General features: G+C 43.1%; 17 protein-coding genes. 6 read left to right on the forward strand and 11 right to left on the reverse strand.

The features are described from left to right. Positions 1-123: 123 nt before the first annotated feature. Positions 124-522 (reverse strand): hypothetical protein, encoded by a 399-nt coding sequence (locus tag HWQ23_RS08060; RefSeq protein WP_292826101.1) that lies wholly within the window; start codon positions 520-522, stop codon positions 124-126. Between the two features lie 468 nt (positions 523-990). Between HWQ23_RS08060 and HWQ23_RS08065 the strand changes: the two genes are divergently transcribed. The 3 genes from HWQ23_RS08065 to HWQ23_RS08075 all read left to right on the forward strand — a co-directional run bounded on the left by HWQ23_RS08065 (position 991) and on the right by HWQ23_RS08075 (position 3,238). Beyond that, positions 991-1,572 carry an IS607 family transposase gene (locus tag HWQ23_RS08065; protein ID WP_292826104.1) on the forward strand — a complete coding sequence of 194 codons (582 nt, stop codon included), beginning with the start codon at positions 991-993 and terminating at the stop codon, positions 1,570-1,572. After that, positions 1,569-2,147 carry a hypothetical protein gene (locus tag HWQ23_RS08070; protein WP_292826107.1) on the forward strand — a complete coding sequence of 193 codons (579 nt, stop codon included), beginning with the start codon at positions 1,569-1,571 and terminating at the stop codon, positions 2,145-2,147. The genes HWQ23_RS08065 and HWQ23_RS08070 overlap by 4 nt, the downstream gene beginning before the upstream one ends. Before the next feature lie 515 nt (positions 2,148-2,662). Continuing rightward, positions 2,663-3,238: a hypothetical protein gene (locus HWQ23_RS08075; protein WP_292826111.1), complete on the forward strand. Its 576-nt coding sequence runs from the start codon at positions 2,663-2,665 to the stop codon at positions 3,236-3,238. 19 nt (positions 3,239-3,257) lie between these two features. Here the strand turns inward: HWQ23_RS08075 and HWQ23_RS08080 are convergent, their stop codons facing one another. From HWQ23_RS08080 to HWQ23_RS08100, 5 genes are all read right to left on the reverse strand, one after another. Beyond that, positions 3,258-3,842 carry an acyl-CoA dehydrogenase family protein gene (locus HWQ23_RS08080; RefSeq protein WP_292826114.1) on the reverse strand — a complete coding sequence of 195 codons (585 nt, stop codon included), beginning with the start codon at positions 3,840-3,842 and terminating at the stop codon, positions 3,258-3,260. Positions 3,843-4,197: 355 nt separating this feature from the next. Further along, the gene (locus HWQ23_RS08085; RefSeq protein ID WP_292826117.1) at positions 4,198-5,427 is read right to left on the reverse strand and encodes an SfnB family sulfur acquisition oxidoreductase; all 1,230 of its coding nucleotides are present in this window, start codon (positions 5,425-5,427) and stop codon (positions 4,198-4,200) included. A 233-nt stretch (positions 5,428-5,660) separates the two neighbouring features. Next, the gene (gene sfnG, locus HWQ23_RS08090; protein WP_292826120.1) at positions 5,661-6,755 is read right to left on the reverse strand and encodes a dimethylsulfone monooxygenase SfnG; all 1,095 of its coding nucleotides are present in this window, start codon (positions 6,753-6,755) and stop codon (positions 5,661-5,663) included. 962 nt (positions 6,756-7,717) lie between these two features. Further along, positions 7,718-10,366 (reverse strand): leucine--tRNA ligase, encoded by a 2,649-nt coding sequence (leuS, locus tag HWQ23_RS08095; RefSeq protein ID WP_292826123.1) that lies wholly within the window; start codon positions 10,364-10,366, stop codon positions 7,718-7,720. A gap of 380 nt (positions 10,367-10,746) precedes the next feature. Next, positions 10,747-11,124 carry a hypothetical protein gene (locus tag HWQ23_RS08100; protein WP_292826126.1) on the reverse strand — a complete coding sequence of 126 codons (378 nt, stop codon included), beginning with the start codon at positions 11,122-11,124 and terminating at the stop codon, positions 10,747-10,749. Between the two features lie 128 nt (positions 11,125-11,252). On the opposite strand from HWQ23_RS08100, the gene HWQ23_RS08105 reads away from it, so the two are divergent. Both HWQ23_RS08105 and HWQ23_RS08110 read left to right on the forward strand, forming a co-directional pair. After that, positions 11,253-11,450: a hypothetical protein gene (locus HWQ23_RS08105; RefSeq protein WP_100900714.1), complete on the forward strand. Its 198-nt coding sequence runs from the start codon at positions 11,253-11,255 to the stop codon at positions 11,448-11,450. A gap of 109 nt (positions 11,451-11,559) precedes the next feature. Further along, positions 11,560-12,015: a gamma-glutamylcyclotransferase family protein gene (locus tag HWQ23_RS08110; protein ID WP_292826131.1), complete on the forward strand. Its 456-nt coding sequence runs from the start codon at positions 11,560-11,562 to the stop codon at positions 12,013-12,015. A 16-nt stretch (positions 12,016-12,031) separates the two neighbouring features. Here the strand turns inward: HWQ23_RS08110 and HWQ23_RS08115 are convergent, their stop codons facing one another. From HWQ23_RS08115 to HWQ23_RS08130, 4 genes are all read right to left on the reverse strand, one after another. Beyond that, positions 12,032-12,646 carry an anti-sigma factor family protein gene (locus HWQ23_RS08115; RefSeq protein WP_292826134.1) on the reverse strand — a complete coding sequence of 205 codons (615 nt, stop codon included), beginning with the start codon at positions 12,644-12,646 and terminating at the stop codon, positions 12,032-12,034. A 153-nt stretch (positions 12,647-12,799) separates the two neighbouring features. Further along, positions 12,800-13,456, reverse strand: a complete 657-nt coding sequence (locus HWQ23_RS08120) for a sigma-70 family RNA polymerase sigma factor (RefSeq protein ID WP_292826136.1) — start codon at positions 13,454-13,456, stop codon at positions 12,800-12,802. Positions 13,457-13,823: 367 nt separating this feature from the next. Continuing rightward, positions 13,824-13,976 (reverse strand): hypothetical protein, encoded by a 153-nt coding sequence (locus HWQ23_RS08125; protein ID WP_292826139.1) that lies wholly within the window; start codon positions 13,974-13,976, stop codon positions 13,824-13,826. Positions 13,977-14,049: 73 nt separating this feature from the next. Beyond that, positions 14,050-14,184 carry a hypothetical protein gene (locus HWQ23_RS08130; protein ID WP_292826142.1) on the reverse strand — a complete coding sequence of 45 codons (135 nt, stop codon included), beginning with the start codon at positions 14,182-14,184 and terminating at the stop codon, positions 14,050-14,052. A 47-nt stretch (positions 14,185-14,231) separates the two neighbouring features. Between HWQ23_RS08130 and HWQ23_RS08135 the strand changes: the two genes are divergently transcribed. Then, entirely contained in the window at positions 14,232-15,188 is a 957-nt protein-coding gene (locus tag HWQ23_RS08135; RefSeq protein WP_375466594.1) for a L,D-transpeptidase, read from the forward strand. Here the strand turns inward: HWQ23_RS08135 and HWQ23_RS08140 are convergent, their stop codons facing one another. After that, a complete protein-coding gene (locus tag HWQ23_RS08140; protein WP_292826148.1) occupies positions 15,189-15,761 on the reverse strand; it encodes a late competence development ComFB family protein in 573 nt (190 codons plus the stop codon). Positions 15,762-15,807: the final 46 nt, after the last annotated feature.

Raw genomic sequence — 15,807 nt, forward strand, 5'->3', positions numbered from 1 at the left:
CCCACGGAGGTGGGTTTTGCCTGTGTAGACGAGCCAGCGCTGTGCGGGGGTTCCCCCCGTTGAGGCGACTGGCGTGCGGTTTCTAACCGCCCTTTTGGGCTGGGGGTTAGGTCACACGATAATTTAAAAGGACTGATTTTCAATATTTCCTGTCCCTCCTGGCATGACAACCTGACCAATTTTATCTGCCAATTTTTGCAGGTTAGGCATAGCCAGAATTTCAGCAAGTTTAGGATTTGGTTCCGCTTTTGCTGCTTGTGCCAATTCTTGTGCAGCTTGTGCCACTTCAGGATTAGCTTTAGCAGCCGATTCAACCTCTAGTACAGCTTTGCCATAATCAAGTGGTTGCTCTGGTGCTTTCTCTATAGCAGCTACAGTATGAGGAGAATGTTTTTTGAGCGTAACAAGAAACTTGCCAGTCTTATCCCATAAAGTTTCGCCTACTTTTTCGCCAGTTTTTTCTAAGGCTTTGGTAGCAATTATAGTGCCAACAGCGATCGCCGCAGTAGTTAAAGGTTCCATCTCCTACTCTGACTATCTGTATCTTCTTTAGTTATTAACACACAGCTTTGGTTCTAAGCTCATGTACTTTTAAGTTTCGTAATCGGACTGTGCATTATGGCAATTAAGTTAAAAAATTGAGATTTATCTGAATATTTCCGATTTTAGACCCCCCAACGCCGCTTTTTTAACCCATTGCGTCTTATCTCTAAGCTTTGCGTCTTAAAATCGTGATTTTTTTCTTAAAGTCGTGATTTTTTTCTTAAAATCATGATTTTTTTCTTAAAATCGTGATTTTTTTCTTAAAGTCACGATTTTTTTCTTAAAGTCGTGATTTTTTTCTTAAAGTCGTGATTTTTTATTAAGTAAGTGGGTCAAATTAAATATAAAACCTCACCCTCAATCCCTCTCCGTTTTCATGTGTTATATGTGTTGTAAATATTTATTGATTTTATACCCATATATACCCAATAGATGTGATATGGGTAGATGAAATTATCTGATTACGCAAAGAAAGTTGGAGTAAGTTACAAAACAGCGCATCGTTGGTGGAAAGCCGGACAGCTAAAGGGCTATCAAATTCCGTCAACAGGGACAATCATTATTGAGTCTGATGATCGAATAGAACAAGAGCGAATTGCTCTAATCTATGCCAGAGTCTCATCGGCAGAAGCAAAGGCAAATTTAGATCGCCAAGCCATTAGATTAACTGATTATTCTATTGCAAGAGGTTATCGCATTTACAAAGTTGTCAAAGAGGTTGGGAGTGGACTTAATGATAATAGGAAACTTTTATCGAATGCTTTGCAGGATTCAAATTACAATATTTTGGTTGCAGAGCATCGGGATAGAATAACTAGGTTTCGCTTGAATTACATTAAGTTGTTATTGGAAGCGACAGGCAAAAAACTAGAAATTGTTAATGATGCGGATAATGGAAAAGATGAATTGATGCAAGATTTAGTTTCGGTAATTACATCCTTCGTACAACGTATTTATGGATTAAGAAGGGCTAAAGGTAAAACTGAAAAGTTAATTGCAGAACTGAAAACAAATGGAGTTGAGGAATGAGATTGGTAGAACGGCATATTATCAAGACAAATCATCAATTCTACAAAGAAATTGATGATTTGGCATGGCGTTCTAAAAACCTATACAATTATGCCAACTATTTAGTCAGGCAGTCTTTTATTAAGGATTCCGCTTATCTAAATAATGTTGCAGTGTTCCATCTGGTTAAAAAGCATGAATCCTATGCAGCACTACCAGCGAAAGTTAGTAACCAAGTTTTAATGGTTCTACATCGAAACTGGAAATCATTTTTTGAGGCGCAAAAAGCATATAAACAAAACCCATCAAAATTTCATGGCCGCCCAAAATTACCTAAGTACAAAGATAAGTTTACTTCAGCCTCGTCGTTTCTTAATTTAGACCCAATACCTGTTTACAAAAAAGGTGAAAAACATACATTCAGTGGTAAGCGAATAAAACGGGCTTGGTACAGATCCAGCGAGGATAAACTTATCCACGCAGATATTAACGCTAGCCTGAACATCATAAGAAAGGTAGTCCCAGCGACGTTTAGTCTAGGGATAGAGGGTATTGCAGTTTATCCATTCCGGGTAACACCGGGAAAAGTTGCTTGAGGACATTTGTCCATAAAGTTACTAACTGTATTACGGGATTAAAAAGATACAGCTTACAGCAGTTTTTATCTATTTGAACCACATCTATCGTAGGGGCACAGCAATGCTCATTGGTGTCAACTTAAGTTAAAACGCTTATCCCACAGGCGTTTTACCCCATCCCTTAATCCCCTCCCCGTGAACGGGGAGGGGAGATTTTGTCGCTAGACAAAAGCGGGGTGGGGTTCCGAGGACTTAATTGATAATTGAGTAGGCTTGATATAACCTCATTGCGAGGCTTTCACGTTAAGTTGACACGTATGAGCAATGCTGTGCCCCTACCGCGTGGTCTATTTACCTAAAAATAGCTATAAACAAATTTAATCTCTCTAAATACAACATTTAATTAATTTGTAGTGAATTCTCTGCGCCCTGCCCTGCGGGAATATGTACCACTTCGTGGAAGCAAGCTACGCGTAGCGTCTCGTAGAGAAGGGCCTATGCGTTTAAATTAATATCATTAGAATTTGAGAAAGATGTTTTATTTTCCGGCTGAGTATTTTCCCCAACTGTACTCTTTACCCTTGATTGCTGAAGTGAGATTTCAAAAAGACTACTTTTCTGAGTATCCTGAACAAATTCGCAATTGCACTTCTGTATCCTACACTCGTAAACCTGGGTACTATGCAGTCCACTACAATCAACCCAACACGATGCCACCAGGAGCAATTTTACAACTTAACGACGGTGCAATGTCTACGACGGGCTACGCCTACGCAGTTTTTCCAGGGGAACCCAATCAATCAGAACAGAGAACAGTAACTCCAATTTATACACTAGAACCCAATGGTTCGGTAGCAGTACCAACTGGACTGGTTTTCATCCGCTTTGCTGAAGGCGTTGATGTCGAGTCCCAGCGTGAGGTAATTAATCGAGCAGGTTACGAAATAGTACAAAGCATTGACTATGCACCTCACGCGGCTTGGTTGCGTGCCCAATCAGGTAATATTGTTGATGCGATCGCTGGGATTCGTCAGTTAGAAGCAATAGCTAAAGTTGAGAATATCGAACCTCAGATGCTTATGGAAAGAGGTTTAAGATTAGGGCGTTGATTTTCTCGGAAGCGAAAAACTAGGAATAAAAATCAGGTTTTGGTAATTTATCATTTAATGCCCAGTTACCGATGTCTCTAACTTTATAATCCACTGGATCATGGAGAGTGAAAGTGCGGAGATTGCGCCAGTAGCGGTCAAAGCCATATTTTGCACTGGTAGCGCGTGCGCCCATAACTTCAAAGATGCGGTTGGTAATGTCCGGTGTCAGAGTAGTTCTTTTATCTAAAGGGTTGAGCGCATTGCACCAAAACCAATTGTTGCGAATAGTTTCTGAATAATACGACTGTTTTTGCTCTGTCGAACCAAAGATATGAGGAATTACTACACCTAAATGGTGGTAAGAAAATACGTGAGCAATCGAGCTATCAACTTTGGCAAACTCGCGGGTAATTTGCAGAACAGTAATCCAGCTTTGCCCTAAACCACCATATTCTGTGGGTACGATCAGTTTCAGCAAGTTGCTTTGGCGCAAGCGATCGCGTTCATGCTTTGGTGTTCCCCCTTTTGCATCCCGTGCCACAGCAGTCTCGGCAAATTCCTTTGCTAAAGACTTAGCTAGATCGAGATAATTTTGAGACTCTTTAGTTTCGATTAATTGCATCCCTTGCAACTTCTCCTGTTAACCTGATTGTGAGAACAACATTCACCTTTTAGATATTCAGCAAAGGTGCAAATGGGGTCAATCTAAAATCTAAAGTCCAAAATCCAAAATTGATTGACCAAATAATTATTAATTCATAATTGATAAATTTTATGGGTTCAGAGCAACCACGCTCATTCAAAAAATGAGCGTGGTCTACAAGAGCGTGGTGGGTTCAGAGCCAACACGCTCTAGCGTAGCTTGTCCGCAGAGCGTCTGTCTGCGACACGCTGCGCGAACGTAGAGAGCGTCTTGCAATTATGAATTATTAATTATTAATTATGAATTAGATTGACCCCAATAGAGAATACCGCAATTACAGCCAAGGATGGCGTGGGGGGTAAACACCATTGAGAAAGTAGTTACCAACAGCGTGGTATTTCCAGCGCACGGGATCGTGAAGTGTGTGAGCGCGGGCATTTCGCCAGTGGCGATTGTAGTTGAATTGCTCCAATGTGGACTTAGTACCTGCTAGTTCAAACAACTTGTTGGTAGCTAGTAATACTGCTTCCGTCGCCAATGCTTTGGCTTCGGCAACTGCGATTGATGCTTCAACTACCTTGGGTTCTTCTAAACCTGACTCGTTGGCGATGTCGATAAATTCACCCGCACGCCGCAACAATGCTTCAGCAGCGTGAACCTGAATTTGGACATTGCCTAAGTTATAGAGCGTTAAGGGGTCTTCATATCCTTTTTCTAAATTGCTGTCAACCCAAGGGCGGGTATGGTTGCGGACAAAGTAGATGGTGTCACGGACTGCGGCTTTGGCAATCCCCACGTCTACGGCGGCTTGAATGATTTGCGCGATGCCTTCGGCGGGCGTAGCCATCGCACCCATTGGTGTTGCCCTTTCAAAGGCTAAGTAGTGCGGAATGACATGTTCTGCCTTCACTTTCACATTTTCAATAATGGTAGTGCCGCTAGCGGTGGTACGCTGTCCGAAGCTCGTCCAGTCATCAAGTAGCGTCAATCCTGGGGCATCTCTTTCGACAAATGCCACTACTGTCTTACCATCTTGATTGCTGGCAATGACGGGAACCCAATGTGCTAGTAGTGCCCCAGCAGAGTAGTATTTACGTCCATTGAGTACAAAGTCAGAACCATCTGGTTCTAACTTTGTCTGGACATCAGTAACAGACTTAGTGCCAATTTCAGAGAAGGCGTTACCGAACCGTTTGCCTTGTAGAGCCAAATCAAAGAAGAACTTCTTCTGCTCATCTGTACCATCCAAGCGAACTGCTTCCACCATATAGAGGTGGTTTTGGGGAATTTGACCAAGGCTAGAGTCGGCTTCGGAGATGATTTTAATTACTTCTGCCAGGGTGGCATTCGATACAAAAGCACCGCCATACTCTTTCGGGACTGTAATTCCCCACAATCCACTCTGGGAGAACTTTTCTACTTCTTCAGCAGGTAAACGCCGATTTTGGTCGCGCTCTGAGTCGCCCTTGGCAAACTCAGCTGCTAGTTCGTGGGCGATCGCGATCGCTTCTTTGTCATCCTGAATGATATGCGCCTTCTGTTCAGTATTAATTACTGATGTCATAATATAACTCCTTCTTGATTGTGATAAGTATTTAACCAGACAATGATCTAAATACATTGGCTAGTGGTAATTTGTAAGGCTGATTACAATATGCCAATACACAGATTGAATCTGAGTAAGATTCTTTGAATGATCAATTTTTTGTAGCAATGTTAACCATTGAACTACTTCCCAAATAAAGCCCGGATAAATTAGACAACTACTTGCACAAGTCGTTAACTCTCAAGAATCTGCTATACCACAACTAACTCATCAGCCTTGCGACGGTTAGCTTCTAGTTCGCGCACAATCGGAATTACTGTCTTACCAAATGCAGGCAAATCATCCGAGTAGTGTAAGAAGCCACCGAGAATTAGATCAACTCCCACTTCATAAAACTGGCGAATCTTCTCAGCAACTTGGTCAGCCGTACCAATCAAGCCTGAACGGAAGCCATCGTTATACTGCACCAAGTCTTCAAAATTGGAATTCGCCCACATTCCCTCACGTTCACGAGTAGAAGCTCCCGCGTGTTTCACTGCTTGGCGAAATCCTTCCACTGCCTCGACATCCGCCTGGGCAATAATATCGCGCAATACTTCATGGGCTTCTGCTTCCGTATCTCGCACGATGATAAAGGAATTCAGACCAAATTTAATTTTGCGTCCTTCTTCACGAGCTAATGCAGACACTTCTTCAATCTGCTCTCGCACCCCTTCTATGGTGTTGCCATTCATAAAATACCAATCAGAGACGCGGCCAGCCATACGCCGGGCTGCTTTCGAGTTACCGCCTTGGAAGATTTCGGGATGAGGTTGGGTAATCGGTTTGGGTTTCACCCAGCCACCATTTATCCGATAGAAGTCGCCCTTAAAGTGAAACTCTTCTTCTGTCCACAAACCTTTCAGAACACGGATAAATTCTTCCGAACGACGATAGCGTTCGTCATGGTCTAACCACGGTTCACCATAGATGGTGAATTCATCTTTGAACCAGCCGCTAACCACATTTAGTGCAAACCGACCGTTTGACAGAAAATCAATGCTGGAACCGATTTTAGCAACCACTCCCGGATGCCACAATCCAGGGTGAACTGCTGCAATTAACTTCAATTTTTTGGTGACAGGAGCTAGGGCTGATACGGTTGTAAGTGCCTCTAGCTGGAACTCAGCGCCATAGCTGGCGATAAATCTGGCTTGTGCTAGAGCATATTCAAATCCGACTTCTTCAGCTGTTTGAGCCAGTTGAGCATTGTATTCATAAGTCCAATCTGTCCGTTGGGGGATTTTACTTACTACTAACCCCCCGCTAACGTTGGGAATCCAGTATGCAAACTTAATATCTACCATGATTGGGCGTTTGTAATTGACACTGCTTGGTTATTTGTCTAAGTTTGCTTGTAATCCAACAAAGCCTAATTTTTCATCACTAACAAATCAGCTAAAACTTGATCGGGCAAAGTCTTAGTCAAAATCGAAAGCTTGAGAGCGACTGGAAATTACTCTGAGTTTACAAGTAGACAATTTTAGGATCTGATGGTGGTAATATACCATAACCCGACAGTGCTACCGTAGTTTTGACTGTATCACAGTTGATCACGATAATTTTTCCGATATCTTAAATTCCATTTCCATATTCCATTTTGGAATACAGCCCAATTGTGCTAAGTATTAAATTATTATTTTATATTTGCTGACTATCATCCTGATTCAGTTAGAGCAACCAGAAATCAGGACTCGACAAAGTATCGCTACTATTCCATATAGTGATAAATAAATGATTTTCATGTGTAATTTGCAACTATACACAAAGATTGGCTAGCGATCGCTACCAGCGCCAGATTAAAGTAGCAATGTTCAGCAGAAGTCAGAAGAAATATCACTGAGGCAGGAGATACGCTTACATCTGAATGCAGCGATTCGCTTACGAATCGTGATGCGTAAAGCCCCCGGTTAGAAACCGGGGGATATAAGCGAATATGCCAAATTTATTTGGCTTTAAAATGTTATGTCATATCATGTCCGCATAATTAGTTATGCTAACCATAGTCATTACACCCCACCCCTAACCCCTCCCCGCAAGCGGGGAGGGGAGACAAAGGGTAGCTTTGGCTCTTTGGGGTTCTTCGGGTTTAATAAGCAATCAAGCGGACATGATATCAGGCTACATTTGCAATTTTATCGATTGCTAAGTACAACATCTCATTAATAATTCGTAACGAATTCTCTGCGCCCCTACCTGCGGAAAGGCAAAGCGCATCTGCGTTAAAATTTTAACCCTGAATTCGCCACGATTTTACGCAAAGCTGTACTTAGCTAACTACAAAATTCACCAACTTTCCAGGCACGACAATTACCTTTTTAATCTCTTTACCTTCGATGTAACGTTGGGCAATTTCTGATTCACGCGCATATTTCTCCAAGGCTGCTTTATCTGCTTGTGCTGGTACTTGAATTGCGCCGCGAGTTTTACCCATAATTTGAATCACTAAAGTGATTTCATCAGCTATCAAAGCAGCAGGGTCAAATGATGGCCAAGTTTGGGTGTGAACTGAATCACTTTCACCCAATAAATGCCACAATTCATCAGCAATATGTGGTGCAAAGGGTGCTAGCAATACCACCAAAGTCCGAATACCTTCTGCGTAAATTGGTGAATTTTTCCCATCAGCATCAGTTAAGGCATTACTCAACTTCATCAATTCTGAAATAGCTGTGTTGAATTGATATTCGTCTTCCACGTCTTCTGTCACCGCTTGAATAGCCGTGTGAATCGCCCGCCGCAATTCCTTTTCTGCCTTAGTTAAATCGGCGAGTTGGGCTTTCTTACGGGATACCCCAGCCGCAACATAATCTGTTACCAAGCGCCAAACCCGATTTAAAAAGCGGAATTGTCCTTCCACATCGGCTTCATCCCATTCCAGGTCTTTTTCTGGCGGCGCTTTGAATAAGATGAACATCCGCGCTGTGTCTACACCATATTTGGCAATTACATCTTCTGGTGCTACACCGTTGCCTTTTGATTTAGACATGGTGGCGTAGAGACGTTGCAGTGGTTCGCCTGTCTGGGGGTCGCGGGGGTCGGCTGAATTGACCAGATTAGAAGGAATCCATTTATCTTTGCCGCCCTTGTTGGGATTTAGGTAAGTTAAACCCTGTACCATACCTTGAGTTAACAGGCGTTGGAAGGGTTCGTCAAAGTTTAACAAACCGCGATCGCGTAGTACCTTAGTAAAGAAGCGCGAATACAACAAATGTAAAATCGCGTGTTCAATCCCACCCACATACTGATCAACTGGCATCCAGTCATTGATTTTACTGGAATCGAAAACCTGTTGCTCATTTTTAGCATCAGGGAAGCGCAAGAAATACCACGAGGAATCAATAAAAGTATCCATCGTGTCGGTTTCCCGCTTCGCCGGAGTACCACAAGTTGGACAAGGCACATTTACCCAGCTTTCCAACTGAGTTAAAGGTGAACCGCCACGTCCAGTAAATTCCACCTCTTCCGGCAACTTTACTGGCAAATCTTTATCAGGCACTGGCACTATCCCACAGTTGGGACAGTGAATTACAGGTATCGGTGCGCCCCAGTAACGCTGCCGCGAAATTAACCAATCCCGCAAGCGATATTGCACCCGCACTTTACCAAAACCTTGTTGTTCGGCGTATTCAATTATTGCTTGTTTAGCATCTGTGGAAGTCATGCCAGTAAAAGCCCCAGAATTAATTAAAATTCCTGGTTCAGTGTATGCCTGGTTATATTCAATTTGGATGAGTTGCGTGACTTCATCTATCTCTGATGTTGGAGTTAAATCAAAACCTGCAACATCATCTGGGGAAGCGATAACAAAATCAATTGACAAATCGTAATTTTTGGCAAACTTAAAATCTCGGACATCGTGTGCTGGTACACCCATCACTGCCCCAGTACCATACTCATACAGTACATAGTCAGCAATCCAAATCGGCACTTCTTCCCCTGTAAACGGGTTAATTGCCACCCCACCTGTAGAGATACCCCGCTTTGGTTTGTCTTCAGAAGTACGTTCCAACTCACTTTGATGGGAAACCTCTTTAATAAAGGCTTCTACCGCCGCTTGTTGTTCTTTTGTGGTGACGCGCTTTGTTAAGGGATGTTCTGGTGCTAACACCAGGTAGCTGACACCATAAACGGTATCTGGACGTGTGGTATACACGCCGATTTTTTCATCTATCCCAATGATCGGAAATTCCAAGTAAGCGCCTGTGGATTTGCCAATCCAGTTTGCCTGCATCAACTTGACGCGTTCCGGCCAACCTGTTAACTTATTCAAGTCATTGAGCAATTCTTCGGCGTAGTCGGTAATCTTAAAAAACCACTGGCGCAATAATTTGCGCTCAACTATGGCCCCACTGCGCCAAGAACGTCCTTCGTTATCGACTTGCTCATTTGCCAATACAGTTTGGTCAATCGGGTCCCAGTTTACTGCTGCTTCTTTTTGGTAAGCTAACCCCGCTTGCAAAAACTGCAAGAAAATCCATTGCGTCCACTTGTAATAATCTGGTGAACAGGTAGCAAGTTCACATTCCCAATCGATGGATAAACCAAGACGCTGCAATTGTTGCCGCATCTGGGCCATATTTTGATAAGTCCACTTTGCTGGCGGTACACCACGGTCAATGGCGGCATTTTCTGCTGGCAAGCCAAAGGCATCCCAACCCATTGGGTGTATTACCCGATACCCTTGCATTCGCTTGAGGCGGGCAATTACGTCGGTAATGGTATAATTACGGACGTGACCCATGTGTAGGCTGCCCGATGGATAAGGGAACATGGAAAGAGCATAGAATTTTGGCTTGTTGCTAGCTGTCGGTGTTTTATCTAAGCCAAGTTCTACCCATGTTTTTTGCCATTTTTCCTCAATCGCTGCTGGGTTATATCGAGAATCAACAGAATCACGTATTTCCAATGGTTTCATGCCTGTTACACTTTACTTCTACTAATTTTCTAATATTTGACCCTTACTAGTACATTTGAGCCACTATCTTGAGGGAATTATCTGTCTAGTAATTTTCTAATTTAATTTACAAAATCAATTTACTATAGGAATCGTATTTGATTTTTGAAATTATCTACGTAGGCGGGGAGTGGGGAGTAGGGAGTAGGGAATAAGGAATTAGGCTTTTCGATCTGTACTGAGCTTTTTCAGAAATCAAACATTAGCCCTATATTTCTTTCTACTCCCTATTTGTATCTATCTTATATCCCTAAAGTTCAACAAGTTGAGGTATATAGGACATAAAAAAGTCCCTAAGCTTAGGATGGTGGGGACTAGATGTGTTATAGTTCTAAACTGATTTACTGGGTTAGCAGCCCGATCGCCATTTCAAGGTGCATCTTAGCCTTGTGCAAGTTAAGCAAATTCTCTTGGTCGTATCTGTCAGGATAGCTCATAGCTTTGCCTTCCATCGTCAGCTTGATCAGTGCTGCTTGCTCATCAGTGGGTGAATTCATCTCATCTACCACCCCTTCAAGGAATTGAGTAACGCTAAAACCTGGTGACTTCAACCCTCTTCCCTGCCTTAGTTGAACGAGTGCTATCTGTGGGAATGCCATCAAGGTGACAATCCAACTAGTTTTGTAGCCTCCATTCCCAGCAGGCTTTAATCCGTAACGCCTACATAAGTCTCTCAACTGGGCAGTGGTTTTGATTTCGAGTTCTGACCGTGTGAACATAAAATAGAATTACCCATTTGTAAAAGTGGTATCGGTGGTGAACCATTTACCAGGATGAAAGCACCACCGATTTAAAATCTTATTTACTCGCTTCCACGTAGATCAAGTTATGTTTACATTTCTCAAGAATGGCTAATCCTAAAGGAAATCCAGAAAATTTAAAAAAATTTACTACTGACAGAGAGGAGCCATTGACCGAGAAAATGAATATACGCATGACTAAGACAATGAAAGAGGAAGTGCAGCAACAAGATAACCCTCCTGAATTTTGTAGAGAAGCTATTCAAGAGAAGCTAGACAGGAATAAGGGCAAGAGTAGTACTTAATTGCTTAACTATTAATCTGAGTAAATAAAAATACCTCTAGAATTAATATCTAAAGGTATTCACTATGATAAGTTTTTATTGCTGTCGATTCAGATGGTAAAAATAGGCGATGGCTGAATCAAATATAAAATTTTCTAATTTAGTAGGGGTTTTTGTCTACGGCACGCTTAAACCAGGTGAAGCTAACTATCAAAGATACTGTGCTGGCAAAGTAGTAGATGTCAAAAGAGCCTTTGTACAAGGTAAATTGTTTGCTTTGCCAATGGGCTACCCAGCGATGACGCTAGGGGATAGCCAAGTTCACGGATATTTACTCTCTTTTCCCAACTCAAGGATTTTAAATGAGCTAGATGTGCTGGAAGATTACCAGCCCAATAGACAAACGGCAGAAAACCTCTATAATCGACAAATTATCGAGGTTTATCAGCCACAGTCGCTCTCTCTCGGTTGGGCTTGGGTTTATTTAATGACTCTAGAGCGAGTTGAGCAATTAGGAGGCTTCCTCCAACCTGACGGCTGCTGGAGCGGCTGTGGTTTAACCACAAAGTACAGTTATGATCTATGAACTATTAACTTTGCGATTAGTTTATGTCCTGTTTGGAGTCCTGCCGTTGCGGCTGTACCTGATAGATTGAATTTTCTGGAGAGGCTACTGCTGCTTTCGGAATTTCAATTACCGGGTTATTTAGGCCCACCATCAGAGGGGAAGGGGGAACCATAGATACTGAGGACGTTTGTATCGGTTCTATTTGTGGCCCTTGTGCCAGTTGCGGCGTCCTGGAACCACCAGCTACTAAGCCCGATACTGCGCCGAGCGCACAAGCCGCAACTGCTGCACACCCCACCACCCAGTTTAAACGGGAACGGCGGCGCAAACGTGTCAATACTTGCTCAACTGTTGCTTCTGGTGAATGTTGGGCTGTTGGGACTGGGAGAGTCCGCAAGCCTTGGCGCAGCTTTAACAGTCGGGCATACAAGCATTGAACTGAGGCATCATTTGCCAGCCATTCTTCTACTTGCCTGCGTTCGGGGGCTGTGACTTCACCATCGAGGTAAGCACTCAATAACTCGAAGCGATCGCGCTTCACCATATCCATAAGACCCGTTGATTCATTGGTATGCTTGCCCATTCCATCTGGCAAATCTTGAGGAAGTCGCAAAGGTGAACGGTCGAAAAACTGAGAATCAGTAGTCATCTTAACATTATTACCAATTCATAAACGGGTAAACTGGGGGGAAAATTTGGAAAATTTGTCAATTTCCCTCCTAACGGCAGAAGCGATCTACTTTATGGTAATTCTTAATCAATGCTTAAATTCTGCCTAATGGCAGAGGCAAGATATTGTAAATTAGGAGTCTAGATAAATCTGCAAGTGAGCTTGCAGCCTCGTTCTCGCTCTGGCTATTCTTGACTTGACAGTTCCTAAGGAAACTCCAGTGATTTCGGCAATTTCTTCGTATGCCAAGCCTTCGATTTCTCTGAGGACAATGGTAGTACGAAAGACTTCTGGTAGATCCGCGATCGCTTCCCGCAGTTGCTCGTAAAATTCTCTAGTTGTCAGTTCTTCCTCTGGGCCTGGGGTATCGCCGGCGATTTCCCAATCCATCTCACCATCCTCTAGCGAACGGGGAGCATCGAGTGACAAAGGACTCATAACCCGCTTACGTTTCCGCAACTCGTCGTAAAACAAGTTGGTGGCAATGCGGCTTAACCAGCCCCGAAATTTAGCAGGATCTTGTAATCGGTTAATATTCCGATACACTCGAATCCAAACTTCTTGAGCCAAATCGGCTCTGTCAGCCCAATCTGGAGCCAAGTGGTATAGAACTCTATCAACTTGACTTTGATAGCGGCGTAATAGTTCTGCAAACGCAACACGATCTGGTCGCAGTCCCGCTTGACAGCGCAAAATTAAATCGTGGTTAGGGAGTTTGTCAACTTGCACTGATGCTTCTGGATACTTTGCATCAACCGTTGACCAGGATACAGTGATCGACTGACTCATAGATCGTACTGGCTCTAAATCATCCCTATCTATTAGACCTGCTAATGAGACAGAAGTTCCATGCTAAGGTGACGGATTTATGACTGGAACACTGAGGCAGACAATTTTGGATACATTTATAGCAATAAGGAGAGCCACTTTTTCCTTATACTGTTCGCATAGTTGCCCAAGACCCATCAACTAACAAAAGCGCAGTTATATGCACATTTTGCTACTTTTGACAACTGGGTATATACGCTTGATAAAAATAATTAAATCTGGTTATAAGGATGAAGATAAAAATTTTGTAATTCTAGCTTCTTGATGCCTTTAAAAATCAGGTAATAATTTCTGGAAGTTGGGTTGCTGTAGTTACTATAAGGGTGATTTATTTTTTTGATTTTGTCACTAGAATAGTTGCTGATTGTTCTACTTGTGACCCGTAGGTAGCACCAGGGTTATTTTGCTTTGGTACGCGAACTTGAAAAAAGAAACTCAGGGAAAATGTAATTGTGACTGCTAGCAATAGTTTTTCAAGCATGGTTTTTCTCCCACCGACACCATTAATCATTGATTGCTACATTTCAGTTCCACCAGAAAGTCTAAGTATTGGCTTACAACCCCCAAAACTCTTGGAGTTTTGCTGCTGGGACAATTTGCATAGTCTTAGTTTGCCCAGAGGTGTTGGCAGATTTATATCGGAAATGATAAGTATTGATAAATTTTTGATAATCGGATGATGAACGCATCCAATTGCTCGGCTGGATATGTCAGGGATAAACAATAGGCGATGGCAATGGTAAGAAACGAATCTGTAGGGCGTATGGTAATGTTGCTCTGTTTTGGCACAGCATTTTTATCTTTAGCTGTCCATTGGCGCATTACTACGGCAACACGGCTGTCTGAGAAGTCTGCATCTAGTTCGATGCGGCGAGATTCTACCCTAACCAATCCCAAGGGAAGCCGCCCAGAAGGAGTCTACAAGAATCTTTCCCAAGTGAGTTTAGGGGAAATTGCGCTGGGTGCATCTGTGCCGCCTGGTGAAGTCACCCAAGGCTCAACTACTGCCCAGAGAGCGTTTACACCAAAGCCCTCTGCGATTAAGCCTCAAACTAAGTCGAAAATAATTAAGAAGAATATAGCCAAAGCAACTACTCTGAGGGCTGCTACACTCAGGTCTTCTGGTATTAAGCCTCAAACTCAGCCCCAAATCATTAAGAATAATCTAGCTAAAGCAACTGTACCAACTAAGACGCGGCTGGTGGCGCAAGCAGAAAGACAAAATCCGGTTGCGGATAGTTGGCCCAAAACTCTATGGTCTCAGGCTTCAGCCCAACAAATACCATCTAGTAGGCTGGCAAATACCAAGACGCAAGTAGTGGTTGTTTTAAGCGATCGCCGCACCTATGTATACGCAGGAGATGAGGTGATCGCCAGCTACCCAATTGCTATCGGTAAGAAAGGTTGGGAAACGCCCACAGGTTCTTTCCAGGTGATCCATATGCGACATTATCCAATCTGGCGTCACCCAATTACGGGCAAAGTATTTCAAGCTGGTACCGATAGTCCCTTGGGAGACAGATGGATTGGTTTTTGGTCAGATGGACGGAATGAAATTGGCTTTCATGGCACACCGGATATTGACCTGGTAGGAACGGCTGTATCCCACGGCTGTTTAAGAATGCGTAATTCTGATGTCCGATTGTTGTATGAGCAAGTGAGTTTAGGAACAACAGTGGTAGTGCGTAATTAATTAAGGGTCGTTGTCCTTTGGCTCGTCCTTTGGCTGGTCATTTTGCTCAAAGTTAGGTGCGTATGTCTGGAGTAAAGCACTAACTTGGCGGACAATTTCATTGCCAATGTTTTTGCCTAATGCTTGCCGTTCTGGGAAGAAATTAGGTTGATCGAGGTAACGGTTAATTGCCTCACTTACTTGCTGAGAAATTAATTCTTGCAGTTGTGCCTGAGCCGTTTGGCGCTGGAAGCTAGCACCTTCTTCTGTAGTAGCATACAAAGGTGGTAGCCGATTGAGAGCGTAAGCAGCAATATCTCCGACATCCAGAGAAGTTTCACTACTGGCTTCAATTTCTGCGACTCGCGCGATCGCTTCCGTCAGTACCAATTCTTCCATAACGTTAATGAATTGTTTGCGAGGTACCGCCACTACCTCACCAGTCAATAGTGCTCCCATCAACCGATCCAGCGCCATATACTCTTCAATTGAGAGTTCCGAGGCGTTGTCACAGATTCTACCGACTTCTGCTTCCATTGCTGGTGTCAAATAACCATCCTGGAGAGCTTGTTCTACAATTTTTTCGATGCTCATAATGCTTATCATCATTTAGTTAGCAAAGCTTGGTAGGGACGGTATC

The sequence above is a fragment of the Nostoc sp. JL33 genome (genome assembly GCF_017114985.1).
Classification (GTDB): Bacteria; Cyanobacteriota; Cyanobacteriia; order Cyanobacteriales; family Nostocaceae; genus Nostoc.

Excerpts from the sequence above, each read along its gene's own strand:
- HWQ23_RS08115 (WP_292826134.1), bottom strand. The coding sequence starts at position 12,646 with ATGACTACTGATTCTCAGTTTTTCGACCGTTCACCTTTGCGACTTCCT.
- HWQ23_RS08060 (WP_292826101.1), bottom strand. The coding sequence starts at position 522 with ATGGAACCTTTAACTACTGCGGCGATCGCTGTTGGCACTATAATTGCT.
- HWQ23_RS08070 (WP_292826107.1), top strand. The coding sequence starts at position 1,569 with ATGAGATTGGTAGAACGGCATATTATCAAGACAAATCATCAATTCTAC.
- HWQ23_RS08085 (WP_292826117.1), bottom strand. The coding sequence starts at position 5,427 with ATGACATCAGTAATTAATACTGAACAGAAGGCGCATATCATTCAGGAT.
- sfnG (WP_292826120.1), bottom strand. The coding sequence starts at position 6,755 with ATGGTAGATATTAAGTTTGCATACTGGATTCCCAACGTTAGCGGGGGG.
- HWQ23_RS08080 (WP_292826114.1), bottom strand. The coding sequence starts at position 3,842 with ATGCAATTAATCGAAACTAAAGAGTCTCAAAATTATCTCGATCTAGCT.
- HWQ23_RS08125 (WP_292826139.1), bottom strand. The coding sequence starts at position 13,976 with ATGCTTGAAAAACTATTGCTAGCAGTCACAATTACATTTTCCCTGAGT.
- HWQ23_RS08140 (WP_292826148.1), bottom strand. The coding sequence starts at position 15,761 with ATGAGCATCGAAAAAATTGTAGAACAAGCTCTCCAGGATGGTTATTTG.
- HWQ23_RS08065 (WP_292826104.1), top strand. The coding sequence starts at position 991 with ATGAAATTATCTGATTACGCAAAGAAAGTTGGAGTAAGTTACAAAACA.
- HWQ23_RS08100 (WP_292826126.1), bottom strand. The coding sequence starts at position 11,124 with ATGTTCACACGGTCAGAACTCGAAATCAAAACCACTGCCCAGTTGAGA.
- leuS (WP_292826123.1), bottom strand. The coding sequence starts at position 10,366 with ATGAAACCATTGGAAATACGTGATTCTGTTGATTCTCGATATAACCCA.
- HWQ23_RS08110 (WP_292826131.1), top strand. The coding sequence starts at position 11,560 with ATGGCTGAATCAAATATAAAATTTTCTAATTTAGTAGGGGTTTTTGTC.
- HWQ23_RS08130 (WP_292826142.1), bottom strand. The coding sequence starts at position 14,184 with ATGCGTTCATCATCCGATTATCAAAAATTTATCAATACTTATCATTTC.
- HWQ23_RS08135 (WP_375466594.1), top strand. The coding sequence starts at position 14,232 with ATGGTAAGAAACGAATCTGTAGGGCGTATGGTAATGTTGCTCTGTTTT.
- HWQ23_RS08075 (WP_292826111.1), top strand. The coding sequence starts at position 2,663 with ATGTTTTATTTTCCGGCTGAGTATTTTCCCCAACTGTACTCTTTACCC.
- HWQ23_RS08105 (WP_100900714.1), top strand. The coding sequence starts at position 11,253 with ATGGCTAATCCTAAAGGAAATCCAGAAAATTTAAAAAAATTTACTACT.
- HWQ23_RS08120 (WP_292826136.1), bottom strand. The coding sequence starts at position 13,456 with ATGAGTCAGTCGATCACTGTATCCTGGTCAACGGTTGATGCAAAGTAT.